The organism is Streptomyces sp. NPDC000151 (assembly GCF_040301705.1).
In the GTDB taxonomy this organism is placed as follows: Bacteria; Actinomycetota; Actinomycetes; order Streptomycetales; family Streptomycetaceae; genus Streptomyces.
In genome coordinates this window covers 1-5,471 of sequence record NZ_JBEPFC010000248.1, presented here as the reverse complement: position 1 = coordinate 5,471, position 5,471 = coordinate 1, and the positions used below count along the sequence as shown (strand labels likewise).

At 74.6% G+C, this 5,471-nt stretch carries 5 protein-coding genes; 1 reads left to right on the top strand and 4 read right to left on the bottom strand.

Annotated features, from left to right (window positions below; all coding sequences use genetic code 11):
• Positions 1 to 153: 153 nt before the first annotated feature.
• A complete protein-coding gene (locus tag ABT381_RS34835; protein ID WP_351601823.1) occupies positions 154 to 1,095 on the top strand; it encodes a peptidoglycan-binding protein in 942 nt (313 codons plus the stop codon).
• 199 nt (positions 1,096 to 1,294) lie between these two features.
• On the opposite strand, the gene ABT381_RS34830 is transcribed toward ABT381_RS34835, so the two are convergent.
• The 4 genes from ABT381_RS34830 to ABT381_RS34815 all read right to left on the bottom strand — a co-directional run.
• Positions 1,295 to 2,674, bottom strand: coding sequence for a hypothetical protein (locus ABT381_RS34830; protein WP_351601820.1), 1,380 nt, complete (start codon positions 2,672 to 2,674; stop codon positions 1,295 to 1,297).
• A 158-nt stretch (positions 2,675 to 2,832) separates the two neighbouring features.
• The gene (locus ABT381_RS34825) at positions 2,833 to 3,792 is read right to left on the bottom strand and encodes a hypothetical protein (protein ID WP_351601817.1); all 960 of its coding nucleotides are present in this window, start codon (positions 3,790 to 3,792) and stop codon (positions 2,833 to 2,835) included.
• 265 nt (positions 3,793 to 4,057) lie between these two features.
• Positions 4,058 to 5,284, bottom strand: coding sequence for a VWA domain-containing protein (locus tag ABT381_RS34820; RefSeq protein WP_351601814.1), 1,227 nt, complete (start codon positions 5,282 to 5,284; stop codon positions 4,058 to 4,060).
• The coding region (locus ABT381_RS34815) for a hypothetical protein (protein WP_351601811.1) at positions 5,281 to 5,471 on the bottom strand (191 nt) is incomplete at its 5' end. The genes ABT381_RS34815 and ABT381_RS34820, both read right to left, overlap by 4 nt.

Sequence of the window (5,471 nt, the reverse complement as noted above, 5' to 3'; positions counted from 1 at the left end):
GTTCGTTTCGTTGTCCCCCCGCACCACCCCCCCCGGGGGGCGCCCCCCGCCCCCCCCCCCCCCACGCCCGCCGGGGCCGCCGGCCGTCCCCCCCCCCCCCCCCCTCGACCGGGGGACCGGCCCGCCCGGGCGGGCCGAGGAAGGAGCACAACGATGGCCGAGCCGCTGAGCGCGTCGCGCCTGGTGGAGGTCCTGCGCAAGGAGGGCCTGACCGTCCACGAAGTCCGCAACTGGCGTCGGCACAACAGGAACACCAAGGGGCTGTGGGGCCCGCTGAACGGCGTGATGATCCACCACACCGTCACCAAGGGCACCGACAGCTCCGTCGAGCTCTGCTACGAGGGCCGCTCCGGGCTGCCCGGACCGCTGTGCCACGGCGTCATCGACAAGAAGGGCGAGGTCTGGCTGGTCGGCAACGGCCGCGCCAACCACGCCGGGCTCGGCGACTCCGACGTCCTGCGCGCGGTGGTCAACGAGTCGAAGCTGCCGCACGACAACGCGGCCAACACCGACGGCAACCGCCACTTCTACGGCTTCGAGTGCATCAACCTCGGCGACGGCGACGACCCCTGGCCCGAGGAGCAGAAGGCCGCGATCGAGAAGGTGTCCGCGGCGATCTGCCGGGCGCACGGCTGGACCGAGAAGTCCGTCATCGGCCACAAGGAGTGGCAGCCGGGCAAGACGGACCCGCGCGGCTTCACGATGGACGGGATGCGGGACCGCATCAAGAAACGGCTCGCGGGCAAGCCGAGTGGCGGCGGCGCTCCGGAGCGGCCGACGCCCGAGAAGCCGGCTCCGGAGCGGCCGGCGCCCGAGAAGCCCGAGGGCGGCAGGCCGCGCCCGGCCCGGTACGAACGCTTTCCCGGCGGCGGCTTCTTCCAGGCCGGCGCGCACAGCCCGATCATCACGGCGATGGGCAAGCGGCTGGTCGCCGAGGACTGCTCGCACTACGAGGACGGCCCCGGCCCGTACTGGACGGAGGCCGACCGCAGGTCCTACGCGGCGTGGCAGCGCAAGCTCGGCTTCTCCGGCAAGGACGCGGACGGGATACCGGGGAAGGTGACCTGGGAGCGGCTGAAGGTGCCGAAGTCCTGAGTCTTGGGTTCTGAGTTTTGAGGAGCGGCACCCGGCTCCTCCCCGCAGCACAAAAGCCGCTGGACGGCCCCCTCCCCAAAGAGGGCCGTCCAGCGGCTTGTACTGCTTATGGCTGCTTCCGGTTACCGGTGCCCGTACGGGCGGCGTCCCCACAACGCCGGCCGAGGGGCTCCCGGGCGCCGGACCCGGGGTACGGCATTCAGCCCGCCAGGACCGGCAGCGCCGGGATGTTGGCGGGGCTGGTCAGGTCGGCCTGCGCGATGTCGACGGGGATGATGCGCTGCACACCGGCGACGGCGTTGCCCGCGGTCTCCTGGCCGTCGGCGGCCACGGTGGTGCCCAGGCCCTGCGCGAACGGCACGGCGTCGGTGGCGACACCCTGCGCGAACGGCTGGGCGTCGGCGGCCACACCCTGCGCGAACGGCACCGTGTTGGCGACCGCGCCCTGGGCGAAGCCCTGCGCGTCGGCGACCGTGCCCTGCGCGAACGGCACGGCGTCGGCGGCCGCGCCCTCGGCGAACACCTGGGTGTCGGCGGCGACGCCCTGCGCGAACGGGGTGGCCTGGCCGGCCGCGTCACCGGCGAGCAGGCCCACGCCGCCCACCGCGTCCTGGGCGACCGGCACGACCTTGCCGACCGCGCGCTGCGCGACGGGCGGCAGCACGTCGGCGGCGGTCGCGTCGACGACCGGGCGAGCGGTGGCCAGGGCACCCTGGGCCGGGTTGGTCAGCGTGCCGGGACGCAGGTCCGTACCGGCCAGCGAGGTGACGAGACCGTCAGCGACACCGGAGGCGTCGGGCAGCTCGGGGGTGTTGGGCAGCTCGGCGGGGAGCTGGGTGGGCAGCTCGGCCGGCAGCTCGGCGTTGGGGACCTGGACCGGCAGCTCGGCGGGGAGCTGGGCGGCGGGGGCCTCGACCGGCAGGTCGGCGGGGAGCTGGGTGGGCAGCTCGGCGTTGGGGACCTGGACCGGGAGCTCGGTGGGGAGCTGGGCGGCGGGGGCCTCGACCGGCAGGCTGCGGAGGTCGAGGGCGGGGACGCCCTGGACGGGCAGGGACGGGACGGCCGGCAGACGGAGGTTGCCGGCCTGCTGGACCTGCTTGACGGCGCCCTTGACGGTCTTGGCCGCCTTGCCCGCGGCCTTCGTCGCCTTGCCCGCGGTCTTCGCGGCCTTGGCGACCTTCTTCAGGTCGGCCTTCTTCTGCACGTCCTTCAGCGTGCCGGTCGCGTCGCCGACGCGGCCGGTGGGCAGCGCGTCGGTGCCGGTCAGGCCACCGGTCAGGGCACCGGCGGACGGCAGGCCGTCCGTGGTGTGCACGTCGCCGCCGCGGAGCGCGCCGGTCACCTTGCCGGCCGCGTCGCCCACGGTGTTCTCGACGGTGCCGGTCGCCTGGCCCGCGGTGTCCTTGACCGCGCCGGTCAGCTCGCCGGCCGGCAGCTTCTGCTGGACGGTACCGGTGACCGCACCGGTGTCAGGGGCGTCGACGGGCAGCTCGGCGGCGTTGGCGCCCGCGGTGCCCAGGGCGAACAGACCGGTGGCGGCAGCGGCGACGACGATGGAACGACGGATGTTGTTGCGCATGGTGGTGATGAGTCCTTCGGATTCCGGGAGGTGTGTGGGCAGACCTGTCCCGCCCCCGCGCGGCAGGTCCAGAGGTGCTGACGGCCGTCGGATCCGTGCGCTCACTCACCGTGTGTCGGTGGAGGCGCGTGTGTCGGAGATCCGGCGGGAGGTCTGCCCTAGCCCGGGAATTCGAGGATATCGGCGCTGAACTCGCGCGTCGGCGCGCCGCTCGCCGCCCGTACGCCACCGGGCACCAGCCCGAAGCCCGGGTGTCCGCCCGGCAGTACGGCGTGCTGGTCCCCGCCTCGGGGGCCGTTGCCGTCGCCGGTGGTGTGCGGGGCCGGTGCGACCGGGCCCTGCGGAAGGTGGCCGGGCAGTCCGCCCTGGCCGGGTGCGTCGCCGGCGCCGTCGGCCGCGGCCCGCGCAGCCGTACGGTCCGGGCCGCCGGTGGTGTCCACCGGAGCCGTCGACCGGTCGCCGCCGGTGCGGTCGCCGCACCGTTCGGCCACGGCCACGTGCTGTCGGCCGCTGTCCCGCACGTCACCGAACTGCGGCTGCTCGCCGCCCCGGCCCTGGCCCACGCCGTCGCCGGGCAGCCGGACCGGCAGCCCGGTCGCGTGCCCCACGCCCTGAACGACCTCGTGCACCGGAGCGGTGACCGGGTCGGTGACGGGCCGCAGGCGGTCCGTCAGGGGGCGTACGGCCTCGCCCAGCCGCTCCCCGGACGCCTGCGCGCCGGCGGACAGCCGGGCGCCGGCCTCCTTGGCCCGCGCCTGACGGTCCGCGGCCTCCCGCTGCAGCGCCGCACCGGAGCCGGCGAGCGGCGAACGCTCGTCGGTGGTGGTGGGGGCCGAAGCGGCGGAGGTGGCGGAAGTGTCGCGCGTCGTGGCGGAGCCGGAGGTACCGGTGGAGCCGGTCGAGCCGGCGGTACCGGTCGAGTCGTCGGAGAAGGCGCCCTGCGCCTCCGTCCGCGTCTCGGCCATCTGCGTCGTGTCCGCCGCGTGTGCCGTACCGCCGCCGAAGGCGACGGCGAGGACGACGAAGCCGATCAGGAAGAGCCCGCTCAGCAGCGCACGCCGCACGGCCACGGTGCGCGGCAGGCGCACGGCGGCAGGCAGGGCGAGCACAGCAGGCAAGGGGGACCTTCCCGTAGGACGGCGACCGGGAGCGAGGCGCTCAGGGCACCCCGCATCACACAGCACGTCGCGGGTGATCGGGCGATGCCCAGATACTTGCACGAGCAGCCAGGTGCCGCGCAAGTCCCCTGTGCCACCTGTCACTGTTACTCCGCCATGTCCGGTATCGGCACGTGACGGCAGGTGGCGGCAGGGTGTACGACCTGCGAACACTCCGCCGAGACGGGCCGGCTGAGGCAGCAGCGACCGTCGATCCGTCGCCCCGTCAGCCCGTCGGGTCCGGTATCGGCAGCGGCCGCTTCTCCAGCGCGGCCGCCATCACCTCCGGGAACAGCTCCGGCGTACAGGCGAACGCCGGTGCCCCCAGCGCCCCCAGGGCCGCCGCGTGCTCCCGGTCGTACGCGGGCGCCCCCTCGTCCGACAGCGCCAGCAGCGTCACGAACCGCACGCCGGACGCCTGCATCGCCGCCACCCGCTTCAGCATCTCGTCGCGTATCCCGCCCTCGTACAGATCACTGATGAGCACGACGACCGTCTCGGCGGGCCGGGTGATCCGCGACTGGCAGTACGCCAGCGCCCGGTTGATGTCCGTGCCACCGCCCAGCTGCGTACCGAAGAGCACGTCCACCGGGTCGTCGATCCGGTCGGTGAGGTCGACGACCGAGGTGTCGAAGACGACCAGCCGGGTGTCGAGGGAGCGCATGGAGGCGAGCACGGCGCCGAACACCGAGGCGTACACGACGGACGCCGCCATCGACCCGGACTGGTCGATGCAGAGAATGACCTCCTTCTTGACGGCCTGCGCCGCCCGCCCGTAGCCGATCAGCCGCTCCGGCACGACCGTGCGGTACTCGGGGAGGTAGTTCTTGAGGTTCGCGCGGATCGTGCGGTCCCAGTCGATGTCGCGGTGGCGGGGCCGGCTGATCCGCGCCGAGCGGTCCAGCGCGCCGGTCAACGTGGCCCGCGTCCGGCTCGCCAGCCGCTTCTCCAACTGCTCGACGACCTTGCGCACGACCGCCCGTGCGGTCTCCTTCGTCGTCTCGGGCATGGCCTTGTGCAGCGAGAGCAGCGTGCCGACCAGGTGGACGTCGGCCTCGACGGCCTCCAGCATCTCCGGCTCCAGCAGCAGCGCTGACAGGCCCAGCCGGTCGATCGCGTCCCGCTGCATCACCTGGACGACGGGGGTGGGGAAGTACCGGCGGATGTCGCCGAGCCACCTGGCCACGACGGGCGCGGAGCCGCCGAGCCCCCCGGAGCGGGACGCGCCCTCCTTCCGGCCGCCACGCCCGCCGGGCCCTCCGGCGCCGGCCCCCTCGCCGGGCCCGCCGCCGTACAGCGCCCCGAGCGCACCGTCCATCGCCGCGTCCCGCCCCCGCAGCTCGCACCCGGTCCCGTCCCCGTCTCCCCCGCCCAGCACCAACCGCCAACGCCGCATGCGCTCTTCGGGATGGGTGCCGGTTTCCGGTCCTGTCGCCAGCGGCTCCGCAGTCATCGCATCTCCCCCGTGGATGTGTCCGTAGCTGTGCCCGTAGCCGTGCCCGTACATGTGGTGATGAGCGCGCGGGCTTCGTCGTCGGGCCCACCGCCCAGCAGGGCATGCAGGGTCGGCAGGACGGCCGCGGCGCGGTCGCGGTCCAGGCCCGGGCCGAAGCCGGGGGCCGCCGCCTCCTCGCCGCCGC

What these genes read in the sequence shown, in the direction of transcription:
- ABT381_RS34835 (WP_351601823.1), top strand. Translation starts at nt 154, where the DNA reads ATGGCCGAGCCGCTGAGCGCGTCGCGCCTGGTGGAGGTCCTGCGCAAG.
- ABT381_RS34830 (WP_351601820.1), bottom strand. Translation starts at nt 2,674, where the DNA reads ATGCGCAACAACATCCGTCGTTCCATCGTCGTCGCCGCTGCCGCCACC.
- ABT381_RS34820 (WP_351601814.1), bottom strand. Translation starts at nt 5,284, where the DNA reads ATGACTGCGGAGCCGCTGGCGACAGGACCGGAAACCGGCACCCATCCC.